Here is an 18,417-nt window from a genome sequence, read left to right as displayed (position 1 = left end):
GATGACCAGCATCTTAGATGACCGCGATGAGGAGCTGCCCGCAGCGGTTCAGGAAGCAGCTCTTCAGGAAGCAGCTCCGCAGGAACAAACTCTGGATGAGACAAATCCACCGCTGGTTGATCTGCGTAATGTCACCCGTACCGTGGTGTTGCCGGACGATGAAAAGCTGCATATTCTGCGTGGCGTTGATTTGCAGGTCCGCGTCGGTGACCACACCGCGATTGTGGGGCGCTCCGGCTGCGGAAAGTCCACATTGCTGAATATTCTGGGGCTGTTGGATGTCCCCAGCAGCGGGCAGATGCGCTTTGCTGGCACACCCGTGGAAAAGCTGCGCAACAACACCCGAGCTAAGCTGCGCGGCTCCAAAATTGGCTTCGTGTTCCAGCAGTTCAACCTCTTGCCGGGGCGCACAGCGTTGGAAAACGTGGTGACCCCGCTGATGTACGCCGGGCGTAAGGAGTTTTGGCGTCGCAACGAACTCGGCATGGAGATGCTGGATCGGGTGGGGCTCTCGGCCCGCGCCACCACTCAACCGCACATGCTCTCCGGAGGTGAACAGCAGCGCGTCGCGATTGCCCGGGCGCTGGTCCGGCGGCCGCGGTTGATCCTCGCCGACGAACCCACCGGGGCCCTGGACGTGGAGACCGGTCAGGCCGTCATGGATTTGCTGGACACCATCGCCACGGAATCCGGTGCAGCCTTGGTCACCATTACCCACGATCTCAATGTGGCAGCGCGCGCCCGTACCCGCTACCGTCTGGACGCCGGCGTGCTCTCAATGACCGATGGTATTCCCACCGCCGCAGCCCTCATGGGGGCCGACGCATGACCGCCTTCATTTCCGCCATGGTTGAGGCCTGGTCCGAGCTGCGCATCCACAAAACACGCGTCCTGCTGGCATTGATCGGTGTGGCCCTGTCCGTCGCCGTGCTGACCACGGTGGTGGGCGTGGGCAACTTGGCACGCGAAGGAATCCGGCTCGATTCTGAGCGCAACGGCGGTCGCGAAGCAACTGTGTCCGTCTCCATCTACACCGATGCGGGATCCGCTGCGAGCCCTGATGCTGCACGTGTCAATGAAATCCTCGACGCCGTGGTGAACCGCTACGGCTTTACCCACGCATCGCACTTGCAGCAGGCGCAGGCCCGCTTCCAGTTTCCCAGCGGGGTGCAAAATGTGGAGCTGACGGTGGTGGACCCGCCCTACGGCACCATCCACCGGGTGGACGTCTCCAAGGGTGCGTGGTTTGCCCCGGACGACGCCGAGCGGCTGGCTCCCGCCGTCGTCGTCAATGAGGCTTTCTACACGGCTGCGGGACGGCCGAATCTGGTCACCGAGCCACAAGTGGAGATCTTGGGTAAGTCGAGCGTCACGGCCGTAATCATCGGTGTTATGCCGGATCAGTATCCGGAAGCGATGCCACAAGCGTTCATGCTGACGGAGGCCGCTGCGGCGGTTGGTGTTGGCGGGGACGGGTATGGCGGTGGGCAGGAGTTGCGCGTTTGGGTGCCTACGGGGATGTCGGAGGAGTTGGTTCAGGTCCTCAATGCCGACCTCGTGCAGCAGCTCCCGGGCGCCCACGTGGGGGTGTATCGCAGCGACTATGCGGCCTACGGTGATCCTTTTGCCGTCATCCAGATTGCGGTGTCCGGGATTGCGGCGCTGATTCTGTTGCTCGGTGCCGTTGGTCTGCTGAATATTTCCATGGTGACAGTGCGTTACCGTGTGCGTGAGATCGGCATCCGGCGCAGTTTCGGGGCAACCTCGGGCCGGATATTCACCGGCGTCATGATGGAATCCGTCGTGGGCACCACGGTGGCGGGTGCCGTGGGGGTGATGCTTGCGGTGGCGATCGTGAAGAATCCGCTGGTGGAGGCGCAAGTGGCGCCCGGGCTGGATGCCTACCCGGCCTTCCCTGTGGAGGCCGCACTGCTGGGGTTGGGCTCCGCCGTGCTGGTGGGAGCGCTGGCCGGTGCCATTCCGGCGTTGGTGGCCATTCGCGTCAAGGTCATTGACGCGATCCGCTTCTAGCAGCTTATTGAGCTGTCATTTGGTGCTGGCACAGGATCGGGCTAGGCGAAAACCACTAGCACCACGGCCACGAAGTGGGTGGCGAAGGCGGCCACGGTGAGAGCATGAAACAGTTCGTGGAAGCCAAAGTGGCGGTGGCTGAAATTGGGCTTCTTGATCCCGTAAATGACGGCCCCGGCAATATACATGGCCCCGCCCAGACAGATCAACAGCGTGGGTACCGCTCCGGCCGCCCAAAAGTCCGGGAGGAAGAACAGTGCGGTGATGCCCAGCAGCACGTAGATGGGAACGTACAACCAACGGGGGGCGCTGACCCACAGCACTCGGAACAGCACTCCGGCTACGGCGCCGATCCAAATCATCCACAGCAGCAAGGTGGCGGTGGGGCGGGGCAGCATCAGGAAAGACAACGGCGTGTAGGACCCGGCGATCACCAGCATGATGTTGCTATGGTCCAAGCGCTTAAGCGTTGCCCTGGCCGTGGGGGACCAGTTCCCGCGATGATAAAGCGCGCTTGTGCCAAAAAGCAGGACGCCGGTGAAGATGTAAATGGCGCATGCAATCTTAGTGGGCGTGCCTGGGGCTAGAACCACAAGAATGATCCCCGCCACCAAGACCACAGGGGCCGTGCCGGCGTGCAGCCAGCCGCGCCACGTGGGTTTGTGAGCCATTCCGGAAAGGGTGTCCATAGGAAAATCATATCCCGGCATCGAACTAGGTTACTGGTCAGTAGGGTTTGGGTTTTCATATCTTGGCGGGATTCCACGGCTCCTACGGGTAACCTAGAGCTAGCAAGTTTCGTAAGGCCGCAGGGCCATGATTCGTAAAGGTCCGGTGCACTTTCATGGGGGTTTCCACCGCGTCTTTGCGAATGCCTAAATTCATCTACAACTTTTATGAGCGGCGTCTGGCTCGCCAACTGGATCTGTCCAGCGTCCCCGGCCATATTGGCGTCATGGTGGACGGGAACCGACGCTGGGCCAAACAGTTCAACGCCCCCACCAGCCAGGGCCACCAAGCTGGTGCCGATAAGATCCTAGAATTCTTGGGCTGGTGCCAGGATCTGGGCATTAAAGTTGTCACGCTCTACATGCTCTCCACCGACAATATGAGCCGCTCTGCCGAAGAGCTCGACGAGCTCATGGGCATCATCGCCAACACCCTGGATCTGCTGGACGCTGATGCCGACATCAGCGTCCACGCCATGGGCGCCCCGGAACTGCTGCCGGATTACCTAGCCGCACGCCTCTCCTCCCTGACAGCTCGCGTCCCGGCGAAGGAACGCATCCACGTCAACATGGCCATTGGCTACGGCGGCCGGCGCGAAATTGTCGACGCCGTCCGTGAGCTCATGCGAGACGCAGACTCTGAGGGGCGCACCATGGCGGAGGTTGCCGACACCCTCACGGTCGATGACATCTCCAAATTCCTCTATACCCGTGGCCAGCCCGATCCTGATCTGGTCATCCGGACCTCGGGGGAGCAGCGCCTCTCCGGCTTCCTCATGTGGCAGAGCGCCTACAGCGAGTTCTATTTCTGCGAAGCACTCTGGCCAGCCTTCCGAAAGATCGACTTCCTGCGAGCTCTGCGCGACTACGCTGGCCGCAGCCGCCGCTTCGGCAGCTAGCGACGCCGGTTTCATGCAAAGTCACCACCGTTCCGAGATGCTCCTGGCGGCGATTCTCTCCAGCGCTGCCGGATTTGTTGACGCAGTAGGGTTCATCCACCTGGGCGGCTACTTCGTCTCTTTTATGAGCGGCAACTCCACCCGCGGCGGGACAGCCTTGGCCGAGGGTAACTGGACGGGGTTCGCCTTGGCCTTCGGACTCGTGGCCGCGTTCTTGACAGGTGTGGTGAGTGCATCGATCCTGCGCCGCATAGTGCCGTCCCGCAAGCGCATGGCGGTGTTGCTGTACGTGACAGCGGCACTGACATCCGCCGTCGTCCTGTTCAATTTAGGGCTGGGTGGCTGGTTGGCGCCGGCCATCATGGCGCTGGCAATGGGCGCCGAGAACGTCATTTTCGAGCGCGACGGCGAGGTCAGCATTGGCCTGACGTACATGACCGGGACCCTGGTGAAGATGGGCCAACACATAGCCAACGCGCTCACCGGCGGAGAAAAACGGCTGTGGCTGCGGTACCTGACGCTGTGGCTTTCGCTCACCACAGGCTCCATCGTGGGCGGTTTTTCCTACCTTGCACTGGACCTGAATGCGCTGTGGATTGCTGTCGGTGTGCTGGTGCTGGCCGTCGTCTTCAACGGCTGGCTGCGCCTGAACCCACCACGCCCGCCCGCCACGCGAGTGGTGCTTTAGCGCGGCTTCGCAAGGACCCGGCAGGCAGGCTGGCAGCCTCCTCTGGCCGTTGGCTAAAGCGTTGCCTAACGTTCACCTCTGGTTGTGGCGTGGCTCCCTGCGTGGCTGCTGAGGCGGCGTAGCTTGGAGTCAACGGAGGGCAACTCCGCCCGACGTACCGATTGAGATCCGGACGTTTGCGAGTCCGGAGGGCTGGAGCGTAACGTGGTCGAAACCATGAACCTTGAGCAGCATGCAGAACCTGCGCACACCGCGACGGATTTGCGCACGTACGTCATTGACACCTCGGTTTTGTTGTCTGACCCCCGTGCCATCACCCGCTTCGCCGAACACCAGGTGGTGGTGCCGATCGTGGTGGTCTCCGAATTGGAAGGCAAGCGCCACGATCCTGAGCTGGGCTACTTTGCCCGCACGGCATTGCGACTCTTGGATGACCTGCGCACCGATCACGGCGGCCTAGCTTCCCCCGTTCCCATAGGGCGCGACGGTGGCACGCTCCGCGTGGAACTCAACCACGTATCCCTCGAGGTATTGCCGCCGGGTATGCGCGGGATGGACAACGATTCACGCATTCTGGCCGTGGCCAAGAACCTGTCCAACGAAGGCCACAACGTCACGGTGGTCTCCAAAGATGTACCGATGCGCGTCAAGGCCTCCGCGCTGGGGCTGTCCGCGGAGGAATACCGCAACGAGCTGGTGCAGGATTCGGGCTGGACCGGAGTTGATGAGGTCGAGGTCACCGAAGCAGAGATGGCAGCCCTGTACAACCATGAGGCGGTGCCCGTCCCCGAAGCCGCCGTGCTGCCGGTCAACACCTCCTTGGTCATCACCAGCAACCGTGGCTCGGCGTTAGGACGCGTCGGTGCAGATCAGCAAGTCCGGCTAGTGCGTGGGGACCGGGAAGTCTTTGGTCTGCACGGGCGCTCCGCAGAGCAACGGCTGGCCCTGGATCTGTTGATGGACCCGGAAGTAGGAATAGTTTCTCTGGGCGGCCGGGCCGGCACCGGTAAGAGCGCCTTGGCGCTGTGTGCCGGTCTTGAAGCCGTGTTGGAACGCAACGAACACCGCAAAGTGGTGGTATTCCGACCGCTCTACGCTGTGGGCGGGCAGGAACTGGGCTTCTTGCCCGGCTCCGAAAGCGAGAAGATGAACCCGTGGGCGCAGGCGGTCTTTGACACGCTCGGCTCGGTGGTTTCAGACACGCTGATGGAGGAGATCATGGAACGGGGCTTGCTGGAGGTGCTGCCGCTGACCCACATCCGCGGACGCTCCTTGCACGATTCCTTTGTCATTGTTGATGAAGCGCAGTCCCTGGAGAAGAACGTCTTGCTGACCGTCATGAGCCGTATTGGTCAGCGCTCCAAGATCGTGCTGACGCACGATGTCGCCCAGCGCGACAACCTGCGGGTAGGCCGGCATGACGGCGTGGCTGCCGTGGTGGAAACACTCAAGGGACACCCGCTCTTTGGTCACGTGACACTGACCCGCTCGGAACGCTCACCCATCGCAGCGCTCGTGACGGAACTGCTGGAGCGCGCCGAGATCTAAACTCTGGCTGAATTCGACGTGCCACTTAATGTTGACGTTTGAACATGAACGTTAAGTGGCAAATCGAATTAGCCGGCAGGGCCCAGAGACTACACGGTGAGGATCAGCATCTAAGCTGTTGGGCCTAGATCCCAAGGAATGTGGGAACGGACATCGGTCAGGCCCATGCTGACCTCCTCGAAGAGGTCATCAAGCATGTATTCGTCAATCCCTTGCAGCACCATCCAATGCCCGGCACCGGCCGTTTCGCCATCTAAGGACTGCGAGGCCACACAAATGCCTGTTTCAATGTCGATCCGAACAGCGGTACGTCCCGGAAATAGCAGGGGAGCATCGGCGAAGAGGGGCCGGTAGCTGGTGTTCGGTGTCAGAACAGCTTCAACTGCCGCCCGTCCTTGATGGCTGAGGGTGGCAATGTCCCTAATTTCAGCAACGTTGGCGAAAGGCGCTTCGAGCGGGACGGGGCGCTCTCCGGCCAATTCCACCGGGTCCAGCGCTGCGGCAGCCCGGCCGGAGCCATAAGCCGGTTCCCCATAGAGCGCCTCGGGACGGCGAACCACGAAACCATCGGAGTCCTTCACCGGATTCACCAGGGCTGGAGGGAGCAGCCACGGCTTGCGGTTTCCACTGATGAACAGCGAATCCCGCGACTCGTTAATCTTGGTGGTGCTGGCTAACAGCTTGCCATCGAGGGTCTCCACGCGCAACGCACCGGGACGGCGCACCCAGCAGTTCAGCGCCAGGACAGGATCGCTCACCCCCGCGGACGATCCCGGCACCCAACTGTTCCCGGGTCCGCCGTCGGGCGCGATGGGAAACTTTCGGTGCAGCTCAAAGCGAAGGGTCTGCCAACGCCAGGGCGAGGAACGGCAGAGATGTCGAAAAGTATCGGCGGTGAAAGAGGTGGCGCTCATATCCACAGCTTAGCCCCGCAGCCAGCACCGGGCGGCCGGGGCGCTGGTAGCATCGCGCTATGGTCACTCGGCTGATGGATCTGTGGGAGAGCAATGCGCTGGCGCTGCTTTGTGCCCTAGCCGCGAGCCTCTATCTGCTGTGGCTGGCGGTGGTGCTGAGCGTCATTGATATCCGCACCCACACCCTCCCGAATCGCTATGTGCTGCCGGCGTACCCCATTGCCGGGGTATTGCTAGTGTCGGCCGCGTTGCTGGCAGGGACGCCCGGGCATGCTCTCCGGACCGCGGGCGGCGCACTCGCCATGGCGGCGCTGTATTGGCTGCTTTGGGTTGTGTATCCGGCCGGGATGGGGTTTGGGGATGTGAAATTGGCCGGGGTTCTGGGCCTGTTCCTTGGATTTCTGAGTTGGCAGCATGTGGTGTTCGGGGTGGCCGCTGGCTTTGTGGCAGGGGGACTGTGGGGCGTTCTTTTGATCGTCAGCCGCCGCGGCACAGCACAATCTGCCATCCCGTTTGGCCCGGCCATGCTCGCCGGTACGTTGGTGACCATGCTGGTGCTGCCCGTTTGAACTAGTGTGGCGCCACGCTGTAGCGGTGCTCGGGCCGCCCGGTGGCGCCGTATGCCCGTTATGCCTGTTGCCCGCGTGGCCCGGATGCCTTTGGTATCCGGGCCACTTTGCGCCTGCGCACCGTTAACCCGTAGCCATGCGCCACTCTTGGAGCTGCGCGTGGTTACCGGCAAACGGTACGCAGCTTCGAACACTTTGGGCGAAGTTAAGCAGCAGGACCGTGTGGGTTGCCATCAGGATAGGCTGAATCCATGGGATCACCGGACTTCATCGTCAACCTCCGCAAGAAAATCGGCCACGACCCGCTCTGGCTTCCGGGAGTACGCGGCGTGGTCTTTGACGGCGACGGACGCGTCCTGCTCGGCGAACGTTCCGACACCGGCGGCTGGGCGCTCATCACCGGGATCCTGGAACCGGGGGAGGAGCCAGGCCCGGGCCTAGTGCGCGAAATCTTTGAAGAAACAGCCGTGGTGGCGCGGATTGAGCACCTGCTGGGGGTCGCGTCAGTGGGTCCTGTGACGTTCCCCAACGGCGATGTTTGCGACTTCCTGAACGTTGAGTTCATCTGCCGTTATGTCAGTGGCACCGCCCGCGTGAACGACGACGAATCCCTCGCCGTGGGCTGGTTCGCCATCGACGAGCTTCCGCCATTGCGCCCCGGCCATCTGGCCTGTATTGAGCGGGCTCTGGCGTTTACTGGAGAGCCACACTTCCAGCGCTAGCCGCTAGCCGCTGTCCGCGACCGGATCCATTGCCGAATCAGGTTCAGTACGCAAAAGACTATCGAGGTCACGATGCCTGCTGCCCCGCCCGCCATGGCCCCGAAAGTGATGATCATGCCACGCAAGTCCAAGCCGAGGCCACTGTCAAAGTAAGCGTCATAGGGTGGCGGAAACAAAGTCAGTGCCAGTGATCCGGCGGTCCAGCTGAAATCACAGATGCCACCGGGCCCAGGAAAAAGAACCAGGGCATTCGCTTGGTGGGCGCCTTCAGGCACCACAATCCCGCGACCACCAGAACAGCAACTGGCACCAGCGCCAAAACGACACCGACCAGCAGCTCAACTGTGTCGTAATCCATCGCATCCCCTCGGTAGTCAATTACCGAGTCAACCACAGGCTGCTGGTGCCGTGCTCGTGCCATAGGGGCTTGCGTCAGCGGCTGCGAGTGGGGTAAATCGCGCATCTTCACAAGTCGCCGACAACTGAACGGGTGTTAGCCCCGAGATCGGTAGTTACACCGCGACTTTGGTGGCTAACCACCGATCAATCGTTGCTGGCTGCAACGGGCGCATTAGTTGCTGGCTGCAAAGGGGGGTTAAGCACCAATGGCGCGTGCCGCCGTCGTACTGGGAGAAGTACGACGGCGGCACGCGCCATTTGCTAAAGCCTTACGGTTTGTCCGGGGTTTCCTCGGGCGCATCCTTGGTCAGCAGCAGCGTGTCGGTGCCGTCGGCAGCGGAAGTAGTAGGGGTACAAGCAACGGAAGTAGCAGGGGTGCCAGCAGCGCGCTCGGCCTCCAGCCGTTCAGCTTCGGCACCACCCACCGCCTCGCCGCGAGCCACCATGCCGGAGGTGTCAGAGAGCGGAATGACCTTCATGAAGAGGGCCAAAACCAGTGCTACCACCATGAACGGGATGAGGTACCAGAACACCGGTGCCAGGGAGTTGGCGTAGGCGTCGACGATGCCGTCCTGAATGACCTGCGGCAACTTGTGGAGCTCCTGCGGGTCAAGGGTGGACATCGCACCACCAGCCTCTTCCGGCGATGCGCCGCCAGCGATGAAGACCTCGGTCAGCGCCTGGGCCAGACGGGTGGTGAACATGGCCCCGAAGATGGCCACGCCCAACGCAGAACCTACTTCACGGAAGTAATTGTTTGTACTGGTGGCGGTACCCAGCTGGGCCGGCGGAACCGAGTTCTGCACCACGATCACTACAATCTGCATGATAAAGCCGAGGCCGGCTCCGAAGACAAACAGCTGCGCACAAATGATCCAGATGGGCGTCTCGGCGGACAACGTGGTCAGCCACAGCATGGCGAGGATGGTCAGCGCTGAACCGATGATCGGGAACGACTTGTACTTGCCGGTCTTGGACATGCGGATACCGGACCAGATGGAGGTTCCCATCAGGCCCACCATCATGGGCAACATCAACAGTCCGGAGACGGCGGCTGAGGTGCCAGTGGACATCTGCAGGAATGTGGGCACAAACGCGATGGCTGCAAACATGCCCATACCCAGAACGAATCCGATGGCCGTGGAGTTCAAGAAGATTGGGTTCTTGAACAGCGACAGCGGGATGATGGGGTCTTCGGCGCGTGCTTCGGTGAAGATGAACAGCGCAATAGCGACGATCATGCCGGCTCCCCAAGACCAAGTGGTCAGGGAGGTCCAGCCGTCGGGCTTGCCGCCGAAGTCGGTGAAGAAGATCAGGCACGTGGTGGCGATTGATAGGAGCACCACGCCCATGAAGTCAATCTTCTGAGTGGCCTTCTTAGCAGGCAGCGTCAGTGCGAAGAATGCCACGATGAAGGCCGCAATGCCGATCGGGATGTTGATGTAAAAGGCCCATTCCCACGTCAAGTGGTCCACAAAGTAGCCGCCCAACAGGGGACCGGCAACGGCGGAGAGGCCGAAGATGGCGCCCAGCGGACCCATGTACTTGCCGCGCTCATTGGCTGGAACAATGTCAGCGATGATGGCCTGGGAGAGGATCATCAAACCGCCGCCACCGAGGCCCTGCATGGCGCGGAAGATGACGAAGCCTGTGAAGTCGGTGGCAAACGCACAGCCAATGGAGGCCAGCGTGAAGATGGCAATGGCAGCCAGGAACAAGTTCCTCCGGCCCAGGATGTCACCCAATTTGCCATAGATGGGCATCACGATGGTGGTGGCCAGCAGGTACGCGGTGGTGATCCATGTCTGGTGCTCCACGCCACCGAGCTTGCCCACAATGGTGGGCATGGCGGTGGAGACGATGGTCTGGTCGAGGCTGGAAAGCATCATTCCGGCAATCAGCGCGGAGAAAATGATCCAGATTCTCTTCTGGGTCAGCAGGAGTGGTTGCCCTGCTTTTACGGCGGTACTCATGGAGTCCCTTCAAGGGTCAAGTGAGAAAAGGTGAAAAGTTGTTGGGCTGCGAGGAGGTTGTCCCGCAGCAGATGCTCGTAGGGGACGGTATTTTCTTCGGAAAAGAACACCTGGCTGGTGCGGTGGGAGCAACTGCCGAACAGTGCTGCCGCTATGCCGGCGACTGGGTCATCCGGCGGGAGTTCCTCGCGCTGGATGATCAGGTCAGTGAATTCCCGCTCACGCTCGTGGGCGCCGCCCATCACCTTCATCATGAGAGCCGGTTCCTTCTTCATGGCCGCGAGGAGCTCATGAAAATGTTCCCGGGTGAAATTCAGCTCCTCAACCATGGCGCAGGTCAACGTGTACAGGTCCTGCAGGAGCGTGACGCTCAGGCCGTGGGGGCCGCGTTCGACGCCCGTTTCGGAGCCCCCGGCCAGGAAGTCGGCGATGGCACCGGCAGGGAATTCGTCCAGCAGGTGGCCGATGATGGCGTCTTCCTTGGACGGGAAGTAGTTGAAAAACGTCCGCCGGGAGATGCCAACTTCTTCACACAACGCTTCAATCGTGAAGCCGTTGAGGCCTTTTTGCGCAGTAAGGATCCGCGCCGCCTTGGTGATGGCGGAGCGGGTGGCCTCGCGTTTGCGGGCACGCAGGCCCTGGGCCTGACAGGAATTTGCACTTTCAGTCACAAAGTAAAAGTTTGCACTATCTTTGGAAAAGTGCAAAATCCTCGTGATGTGAGCTTGGTCATGCAATTTTTCGGGCGCAGGCGCAGGCGGGGCTGGGGCGGGGGTAGTGGTTGCCATTCGCCCGTGGCAGACCAGAGGCAAAGGCAATAGCTGCCCCGGAGTGCCCACGGATCTTTCAACTGCTTAATATACGACGGCGGGAGGTTACCTTTGTAAAAAGGCAACCTCCCGCCGTTCGCCACCTCCCACTACTCGCAAGCTCGCGGCGGGTCCCTCGGTGACTCTCTTAGTGCATAAGGAGTGTTGTTACTTCGGTGCGACCGTCATGGCCAGAACATCCAGGCCCTTATCCAGCTGCTCCAATGTGATTTCGCCGCGGTCAACGAAGCCCAGGGCCAGCACGGCTTCACGGATGGTCAGGCCCTCCTTGATGGCGTGCTTGGCGATCTTGGAGCCGTTTTCGTAGCCGATGTACTTGTTCAGCGGCGTCACGATGGACGGTGAAGCCTCGGCCAGGAAGCGGGCGCGCTCAACGTTCGCGGTCAGGCCGTCGATCATCTTGTCGGCCATGACGCGTGAGGTGTTGGTCAGCAGGCGGATCGACTGCAGCAGGTTCGAGGCCATGACCGGGATGCCCACGTTCAGCTCGAACGCGCCGTTGGTGGAGGACAGGGCAATGGTGGTGTCGTTGCCGATGACCTGTGCGGCGACCATGATGGCTGCCTCGGAGATGACCGGGTTGACCTTGCCGGGCATGATCGAGGAGCCGGGCTGCAGGTCGGGGATGTTGATCTCGCCCAGGCCGGTGTTGGGGCCGGAGCCCAACCAGCGCAGGTCGTTGTTGATCTTCATGATCGAGTACGCGATGGTGCGCAGCTGGCCGGAGGCTTCGATGAGGCCGTCGCGGTTGGCCTGGGCCTCGAAGTGGTTGCGGGCTTCGGTCAGCGGCAGGCCGGTATCTTGGGCGAGCAGGGCGATGACGCGCTGCGGGAAGCCGGCCGGGGTGTTGATGCCGGTGCCGACGGCGGTGCCGCCCAGGGGAACCTCTGCCACGCGGGCGATCGAGGACTCAACGCGCTCGATGCCGTAGCGGATCTGGGCAGCGTAGCCGCCGAATTCCTGACCCAGCGTGACGGGGGTGGCATCCATCAAGTGGGTGCGTCCCGACTTCACCACTGTGGCGAATTCGGCTTCCTTGCGCTCCAGCGACTCGGCCAGGTGTGCCAGCGCCGGGATCAGATCGTTGATCAGGGCGGAGGTTGCAGCGACGTGGACGGAGGTGGGGAACACGTCGTTGGAGGACTGTGAAGCGTTCACGTGGTCGTTCGGGTGGACGACCTTCTCGGAACCGGCGGCAACGAGCGCGCGGTTGGCCAGGGTCGCCAGGACCTCGTTCATGTTCATATTGGAGGAGGTTCCGGAACCGGTCTGGAACACGTCGATCGGGAACTCACCGTCGAAATTCCCGGCGGCCACGAGGTCGGCTGCACCCTCAATGGCGCGGGCCAGCTCAGCGTCGAGCACACCCAATTCGGCGTTGGTGGTGGCGGCAGCCTTCTTGATGCGCGCCAGTGCAGCGATGTGGGCAGACTCCAATGTCATGCCCGAAATCGGGAAGTTTTCAACGGCACGCTGGGTCTGCGCGCTGTAGAGTGCGTTAGCCGGAACCCGGACCTCGCCCATCGTGTCATGTTCAATACGGAATTCTTGTGCGGTAGCCGCGGCAGTTTCAGTCATATCTACACCATATCGCCGCCGCGCCCAGAGCCGAAAACCAGAGCCGCAACCGTAGCCATAAACGGTTGCGTGGCGCGCCTGCCCAGCCACACACAAAGAAGGCCCGACGGCGGGACTTGCGTTCCGGCGTCGGGCCTCCCCAAAAGCGGGTTACTGGTGGATGGAACCGTTGCTGTACACGAGGTCAGCGGTGCCGTCATTGAGGCGGTAGGTCAGGCCCACCACGGCGGTGCGCTGACGGGCCACGGCGCTGGCGATGATGGGGGAGTTCTCCACGAGGCGGGCGGCCGTCTGCTTGACGTGTTCCTCCACCATGTTGTTGACGGTGCTTTTTTTGTCCTTGCGCAGGGAAGCGAGCACCGAGGGGGTGATGCGCTCCACGAGGTCGCGGACGAATCCGGCGGGCATGTTCCCGGTGTCCACGGCGTTCTTGGTGGCGGTGACGGCACCGCAGCTGTCGTGGCCGAGCACCACAATGAGTGGCACGTCCAGGTATTCCACGCCGTATTCCAGCGAACCGAGGGCGGTGTTGTCAACCACGTGGCCGGCGGTGCGGACCACAAAGGCGTCGCCGAGGCCCAGATCGAAGATGATCTCAGCGGCCAGGCGCGAGTCCGAGCAACCGAAGATCTGGACGAAGGGGTGCTGGGTGGACAGCAGTGAGGCCCGCCGGGCCGCATCCTGGTTGGGGTGGTTGGACGTGCCCGCCACAAATCGGGCGTTGCCAGCCATCAGCGTGCCCCAAGCCTCCGCAGGCGTGTGAGGGTGGGCTGTAATTGCGTTGATGTTGCCGTCTTCTCCACCGGTCATGAGTTATTGCCCTTCGTAGTTGGAATGCTGGCGTCTTTGGGTGCCGGAGCGGCCGCGGGACTTGATGTTGCTGGTGCGTGTGCGGTGTTCAGTGAGTCCGTCGCCGCTTTGGCTAGGAAGTCGAAGTCTGCGAAATCGGCGGCACCGGTCAGCACAATCGTGTCCTTGCCGTCGACCAGGACCAGGCTGCGGTCCCCCTTAGGTTTATCACGCAGCTCCCAGTCATGCCCGTCGACGGTTCGGCTGCCGGTCACCGCAGCATGCTGGGACTGATCAGCAATCCATGTGGGGTTGGCGGTGATGGACTGGCGTAGCGCGATGAAAGTGTTGCTTGAGGTTACGTAACCTACGTCCCAGAAGGCCACGCCGTCGGCCCCGGCCGGATTCCACCGTGCGTAATTGGCGTACCAGCCATCAGGGAGCTCCGGTGCCACAGGGGTGAATCCAGCGGTGTCAGTAGCATGGTTGGCTACCGCGGAAACGTCGATGTTCGAGCGGTACGTCTCCGCTTTTTGCTGTGGATTGAGCCAAACTACTGTCAAAACTATGGCAATGGTGGAGAAGATGGCCAAGAACATGCCAATCACCGAGGCGTTGGCGCGTTTTGCGGCGCCGGCGGCGATGGAAGGCTTGAAGGGCGGGGTAGGGCTGGAATCACTCACTCAACCATCTTCCCAGATATGGCAGGCCAGATATGACAGGGCAGGTATGACAGACCAGATATGACGGGGCAGGTCACCCTGGGCGGCCCTGTGGCGCACCTCACTGGGTGGGGCTGCGTCATTTCACCTATGATTACTTAGGTAGGCAAGAAAACGGCAGACATGCGCGCACATGCGCAAAGCAAAAACTGCGCCTACCTAAACAATGGGGTTTATACGTGCCTGAAAACGCATCACAGATGGATTATTCGCAGCTGTCCCGGTCCTTGGCCGTGGGCGACGACGAACCGGACCGCAACCTAGCGCTCGAGCTGGTCCGTGTGACCGAAGCCGCCGCCATTGCAGGCGGCCACTGGGTTGGTTTTGGCGAAAAGAACCTCGCCGACGGCGCAGCCGTTGACGCCATGCGCTCCCTCCTTTCTACCGTTCACTTCAATGGTGTCGTGGTCATTGGTGAAGGCGAGAAAGACGAAGCCCCCATGCTGTACAACGGCGAGGTGGTAGGCGACGGCTCCGGCCCCGAATGTGACGTGGCTGTGGATCCGATCGATGGCACCCGCCTGACCGCCATGGGCATCAACAACGCTTTGGCTGTGTTGGCTGTTGCCGAGCGTGGCACCATGTTCGACCCCTCCGCCGTGTTCTACATGGAGAAGCTGGTGACCGGCCCCGAAGCTGCCGACATGGTTGACCTGCGTCTGCCGGTCAAGCAAAACCTGCACCTGATCGCCAAGGCCAAGGGCGTGAAGATCAACCAGCTCACCGTCATGGTGCTGGACCGTGACCGCCACCAGCCGCTGATCCAGGAAATCCGGGACGCAGGCGCCCGTACCAAAATCATTCTCGACGGCGACGTAGCTGGCGCCATTGCTGCCGTGCGCCCCGGCACCGGCGTTGACGCGCTGATGGGAATCGGCGGAACCCCCGAAGGAATCGTGGCCGCCTGTGCCATGAAGACCCTCGGCGGCGTCATCCAGGGCCGACTCTGGCCCACCGACGACGACGAAAAGCAGAAAGCGATCGACGCCGGACACGACCTGGACCGCGTTTTGTCCACCAACGATCTGGTCACCAGCGACAACTGCTACTTCGCAGCCACCGGCATCACCGATGGTGATCTGCTGCGCGGCGTGCGCTACGACAAGGGCCGCGTCTTGACCCAGTCAATCGTGATGCGTTCGAAGTCCGGCACCGTCCGCTTTGTTGAGGGCGAACACCAGGCTGCCAAGTGGGAGACTTACGCACGCCGCAGCTAACTTTCGCTCCAGCGTTAGCCGCTTCGCGCCAGGTCCCTCGCGGGCAGTAAGATTTCCGCGGTCGCGGGGCGACCTGCTAAGTGATTTCCGAGGGTTCCCCGCTGAGCTTGCGAAGCGAGGGAAGGAAATCACGCCATCCCCGCTCCGGGACCTGGCGCTCTAGGCCTATTGTGACGGGATCACTCCCATACCACCCGCCCGGCCGGCACCTCTCTAGCCGCGGCAGCCGGTAGGGTTGAAGCATGACTTTAAGTGTTGTGCCTTGCCATGTCCGTGACGAGTGGGATGCCGCTGTGAACTCACAGCTGGGACACCCCATGCAGCTGTGGGGGTGGGGCGAGACCAAAGCCGCCCACAACTGGAGCGTTGACCGGGTCCTCGTAAAAGATGGCGAAACCTTGGTAGGTTCCGCCCAGATTCTGCTGCGCGCCCTGCCGTTCCCGTTCCGCTCCTTGGCGTACCTGGCGAGGGGACCACAGGCCGAGCCGGGCCGAGAGCACGAGGTGCTGGACGTCGTCGGACGCTACGTCAAGGGAACCCACAAATCTGTGGCCCTGAGCATTGAACCGGATTGGGACGCGGCGACGGTGGCTGTGGCGACCCTGCCAGCCACTGGCTGGACTCCCAGCGCCAGCACCATCCTGATTCCTCGCACGCTGATTCTGGATCTGAGCCGTACCGAAGATGAATTGCTGGCCGCGATGAGCAAAAAGACGCGCCAGTATATTCGTAAGTCGAGCCGGGAAGCGCTGGAATACCGCGCCGTGACGCCCGCCGAGGTCCCGCAGTGCATGGCCGTGTACCGGGAAACTGCCCAGCGCGCCGAGTTTGGCATCCACGAGGACGGTTACTACAGCGACATCCTGAAGAACCTCGGCGAGGGATCGCCCATTTACGGCGCGTTCGACGGGGAGAAACTAGTGGCCTTCCTCTGGCTTGCCGCGAGCGATACCACCGCTTTTGAGCTCTATGGTGGCATGACCGAGGAAGGCAGCACGCTGCGGGCCAACTTCTCGCTGAAATGGCTGGCCATCCAGGAAATGAAGGCCCGGGGGATCACCCGTTACGACTTCAACGGCCTGCTCAATGACGGGGTCTCGAAGTTCAAGTTCGGCTTCGCTGACCACGAGAACATGCTGGCCGGTACCTGGGATCTGGGACTTTCGCCGCTGTACCCGGTGTTTGCCAAGGCGTTGCCGCTGGCTCGTCGCGCACTGCGCAAGGCCCGCGGAGTGCTCAAGCGCTAGGCGGTTTCCGGGCTCCGGGCGGATGGATCACCGGGCGAGCTGGCTCCGATCGTGGCTCGAGCTCGGCGAGTGTTCATTTGATGTACGTTTGGAGCCCAAAAACGGATCAAACCGTCCACGAAACGGTGACACAGAATCGTTGCTTGAATCGTGAGAAGCAAAAGACCGAAAAATGGCAGGAAACGTACAACACATAGACGCTCGAGCAGTGGCGCTGGACGACGGACCGAGAAGCGCGTCAGCCTGCCACGGTAATGGCGAAAACCACTGCCGGGGTGTCGCTGGGAACGCCAGCAACCACATGCGGGTGAACCATCACCGGGTTCTCTGCGGCAGGAACAAATACCGATCCGCCACGGCTCAAGACCATGTCGCTGCGAGGGGAGTCCAGCAGCACGGAGCCCGAAAGCGCCAGCACCAGCAGGGGACCGTTCTGCAGCAACGGCACGGGATCCGAGCCAGCCGAGATTTCCACCCGCTGGAGTACAAACTCGCTGAACGGCGGTTCCCAGAGATGCTGTCCCAGGTCAGTAGTGCGGGTGGGAACCACAGGCACGGCGCCGGGATTGAAATCCACGGTGGCCATCAATTCCGGGACGTCCACGTGCTTGCCGGTGAGCCCACCGCGCAGCACATTGTCGGAAGAAGCCATGACCTCCAGACCTAACCCGCTCAAGTAGGCGTGGATATTGCCGGCCGGAAGGTAGATCGCTTCACCTGGCATGAGGGAAACCCTGTTCAGCAAAAGCGAGACCAGCACACCGGCGTCGCCGGGATACTGCCGTGCCAGCTCCACCACGGTGCGCAGCGATGCCTCAGCGTTGTCGGGCAGCCCATCGGCAGCTAAATTCAGGCTCCCGCCCGCTAAATCCCTACCCGCTAGATCCCTACCAAACGAAGCAGTCAAGGCCTCCGCGGCCAGCTCCACCAAAGCCTTGGTCTCGGCTCCGCCATTCACCAGCGCTTCGAAGGCTCGGCGCACCAATGTAGGGGCAATCATGCGCGAGTTCAACGTCATCTCGACCTGACTCAACAGCTCCGGAACCTGAGCACCCATAGCTGTGATGGCCGCAGCGACGGCACGGAACAGTGACGCGGCTTCAGCGCACGGACGGAACCCGCAGAGGGCCTGGAAGGGAGTCAGCGCCAGAATCATCTCCGGCTTATGGTTGGGGTCTTTATAGCTGCGGTGGGCAGCATCGTGCGGCACACCCGCTGCCTCTTCCGCCGCAAAGCGCTCCCGAGCCCGCTCCAAAGTGGGGTGAACTTGCAGAGACAGAGCCTGATCGGCGGCGAGAAGCTTGGCCAGGAACGGCAGTTTCGCCCCAAAAGCCGCGTGCACATCCGCACCGAGCGCCGCGAGCGGATGTTCGGCAATCAGCTGATCCAGCGGCACAGGACCGTCGGGGGTGGCCGCGACCGACGGCGAATCCGGATGCGCACCCATCCATAATTCAGCTTCCGGACCGCCGCTGGGCTCGGTGCCCAACAACTCGGCAATGGCCGTTGCCGAACCCCAGGGGTAGTCGCGGGTGACGTTCGTCAGTGCAAACATAAGAGATT

18 protein-coding genes are annotated in these 18,417 nt (G+C 61.9%); 9 read left to right on the top strand and 9 right to left on the bottom strand.

All coding sequences use genetic code 11. The features are described 5' to 3' along the window. Position 1 precedes the first annotated feature (1 nt). Both AB0P14_RS01900 and AB0P14_RS01895 read left to right on the top strand, forming a co-directional pair. Complete coding sequence (locus AB0P14_RS01900) at positions 2-829, top strand: ABC transporter ATP-binding protein (RefSeq protein ID WP_363836972.1); 828 nt, start codon at positions 2-4, stop codon at positions 827-829. Further along, on the top strand, positions 826-2,031 hold the full coding sequence (locus AB0P14_RS01895) for an ABC transporter permease (protein ID WP_363836970.1): 1,206 nt from the start codon (positions 826-828) through the stop codon (positions 2,029-2,031). Before AB0P14_RS01900 ends, AB0P14_RS01895 begins: the two co-directional genes overlap by 4 nt. 41 nt (positions 2,032-2,072) lie before the next feature. On the opposite strand, the gene AB0P14_RS01890 is transcribed toward AB0P14_RS01895, so the two are convergent. Beyond that, positions 2,073-2,720, bottom strand: coding sequence for a hemolysin III family protein (locus AB0P14_RS01890; RefSeq protein WP_363836967.1), 648 nt, complete (start codon positions 2,718-2,720; stop codon positions 2,073-2,075). Positions 2,721-2,896: 176 nt separating this feature from the next. Between AB0P14_RS01890 and AB0P14_RS01885 the strand changes: the two genes are divergently transcribed. From AB0P14_RS01885 to AB0P14_RS01875, 3 genes are all read left to right on the top strand, one after another. Then, positions 2,897-3,658: an isoprenyl transferase gene (locus tag AB0P14_RS01885; RefSeq protein ID WP_363838135.1), complete on the top strand. Its 762-nt coding sequence runs from the start codon at positions 2,897-2,899 to the stop codon at positions 3,656-3,658. A gap of 13 nt (positions 3,659-3,671) precedes the next feature. Next, positions 3,672-4,346 (top strand): YoaK family protein, encoded by a 675-nt coding sequence (locus AB0P14_RS01880; protein ID WP_363836964.1) that lies wholly within the window; start codon positions 3,672-3,674, stop codon positions 4,344-4,346. A 216-nt stretch (positions 4,347-4,562) separates the two neighbouring features. After that, complete coding sequence (locus AB0P14_RS01875; RefSeq protein WP_363838132.1) at positions 4,563-5,894, top strand: PhoH family protein; 1,332 nt, start codon at positions 4,563-4,565, stop codon at positions 5,892-5,894. Positions 5,895-6,004: 110 nt separating this feature from the next. On the opposite strand, the gene AB0P14_RS01870 is transcribed toward AB0P14_RS01875, so the two are convergent. Further along, on the bottom strand, positions 6,005-6,808 hold the full coding sequence (locus tag AB0P14_RS01870) for a hypothetical protein (RefSeq protein ID WP_363836962.1): 804 nt from the start codon (positions 6,806-6,808) through the stop codon (positions 6,005-6,007). Between the two features lie 59 nt (positions 6,809-6,867). Here AB0P14_RS01870 and AB0P14_RS01865 point away from each other — a divergent pair, with 59 nt between their 5' ends. Both AB0P14_RS01865 and AB0P14_RS01860 read left to right on the top strand, forming a co-directional pair. After that, on the top strand, positions 6,868-7,377 hold the full coding sequence (locus AB0P14_RS01865; protein ID WP_363836959.1) for an A24 family peptidase: 510 nt from the start codon (positions 6,868-6,870) through the stop codon (positions 7,375-7,377). 251 nt (positions 7,378-7,628) lie between these two features. Further along, positions 7,629-8,099 (top strand): NUDIX domain-containing protein, encoded by a 471-nt coding sequence (locus tag AB0P14_RS01860; protein WP_363836957.1) that lies wholly within the window; start codon positions 7,629-7,631, stop codon positions 8,097-8,099. 178 nt (positions 8,100-8,277) lie between these two features. On the opposite strand, the gene AB0P14_RS01855 is transcribed toward AB0P14_RS01860, so the two are convergent. The 6 genes from AB0P14_RS01855 to AB0P14_RS01830 form a co-directional block, all read right to left on the bottom strand. Then, positions 8,278-8,520 carry a hypothetical protein gene (locus tag AB0P14_RS01855; RefSeq protein ID WP_363836954.1) on the bottom strand — a complete coding sequence of 81 codons (243 nt, stop codon included), beginning with the start codon at positions 8,518-8,520 and terminating at the stop codon, positions 8,278-8,280. A 247-nt stretch (positions 8,521-8,767) separates the two neighbouring features. After that, the gene (locus AB0P14_RS01850) at positions 8,768-10,471 is read right to left on the bottom strand and encodes an MDR family MFS transporter (protein ID WP_363836951.1); all 1,704 of its coding nucleotides are present in this window, start codon (positions 10,469-10,471) and stop codon (positions 8,768-8,770) included. Continuing rightward, positions 10,468-11,142 (bottom strand): TetR family transcriptional regulator, encoded by a 675-nt coding sequence (locus AB0P14_RS01845; RefSeq protein ID WP_363836948.1) that lies wholly within the window; start codon positions 11,140-11,142, stop codon positions 10,468-10,470. Before AB0P14_RS01845 ends, AB0P14_RS01850 begins: the two co-directional genes overlap by 4 nt. 306 nt (positions 11,143-11,448) lie before the next feature. Next, positions 11,449-12,879, bottom strand: a complete 1,431-nt coding sequence (locus AB0P14_RS01840; protein ID WP_363836945.1) for a class II fumarate hydratase — start codon at positions 12,877-12,879, stop codon at positions 11,449-11,451. 150 nt (positions 12,880-13,029) lie between these two features. Continuing rightward, positions 13,030-13,689 (bottom strand): carbonic anhydrase, encoded by a 660-nt coding sequence (locus AB0P14_RS01835; protein WP_363836942.1) that lies wholly within the window; start codon positions 13,687-13,689, stop codon positions 13,030-13,032. Next, positions 13,686-14,351, bottom strand: coding sequence for a DUF4245 domain-containing protein (locus AB0P14_RS01830; RefSeq protein WP_363836939.1), 666 nt, complete (start codon positions 14,349-14,351; stop codon positions 13,686-13,688). Before AB0P14_RS01830 ends, AB0P14_RS01835 begins: the two co-directional genes overlap by 4 nt. A gap of 239 nt (positions 14,352-14,590) precedes the next feature. Between AB0P14_RS01830 and glpX the strand changes: the two genes are divergently transcribed. Then, positions 14,591-15,607 carry a class II fructose-bisphosphatase gene (gene glpX / locus AB0P14_RS01825; protein WP_363838130.1) on the top strand — a complete coding sequence of 339 codons (1,017 nt, stop codon included), beginning with the start codon at positions 14,591-14,593 and terminating at the stop codon, positions 15,605-15,607. A gap of 242 nt (positions 15,608-15,849) precedes the next feature. Continuing rightward, a complete protein-coding gene (locus AB0P14_RS01820; protein ID WP_363836936.1) occupies positions 15,850-16,854 on the top strand; it encodes a peptidoglycan bridge formation glycyltransferase FemA/FemB family protein in 1,005 nt (334 codons plus the stop codon). A gap of 238 nt (positions 16,855-17,092) precedes the next feature. Here the strand turns inward: AB0P14_RS01820 and manA are convergent, their stop codons facing one another. Beyond that, positions 17,093-18,409 (bottom strand): mannose-6-phosphate isomerase, class I, encoded by a 1,317-nt coding sequence (manA, locus tag AB0P14_RS01815; protein ID WP_363836933.1) that lies wholly within the window; start codon positions 18,407-18,409, stop codon positions 17,093-17,095. Positions 18,410-18,417: the final 8 nt, after the last annotated feature.

Source organism: Specibacter sp. NPDC078709, from assembly GCF_040686795.1.
Lineage (GTDB): Bacteria > Actinomycetota > Actinomycetes > Actinomycetales > Micrococcaceae > Specibacter.
The sequence above is the reverse complement of the archived record's forward strand: the minus strand, read 5'-3'. Positions and strand labels throughout refer to the sequence as shown.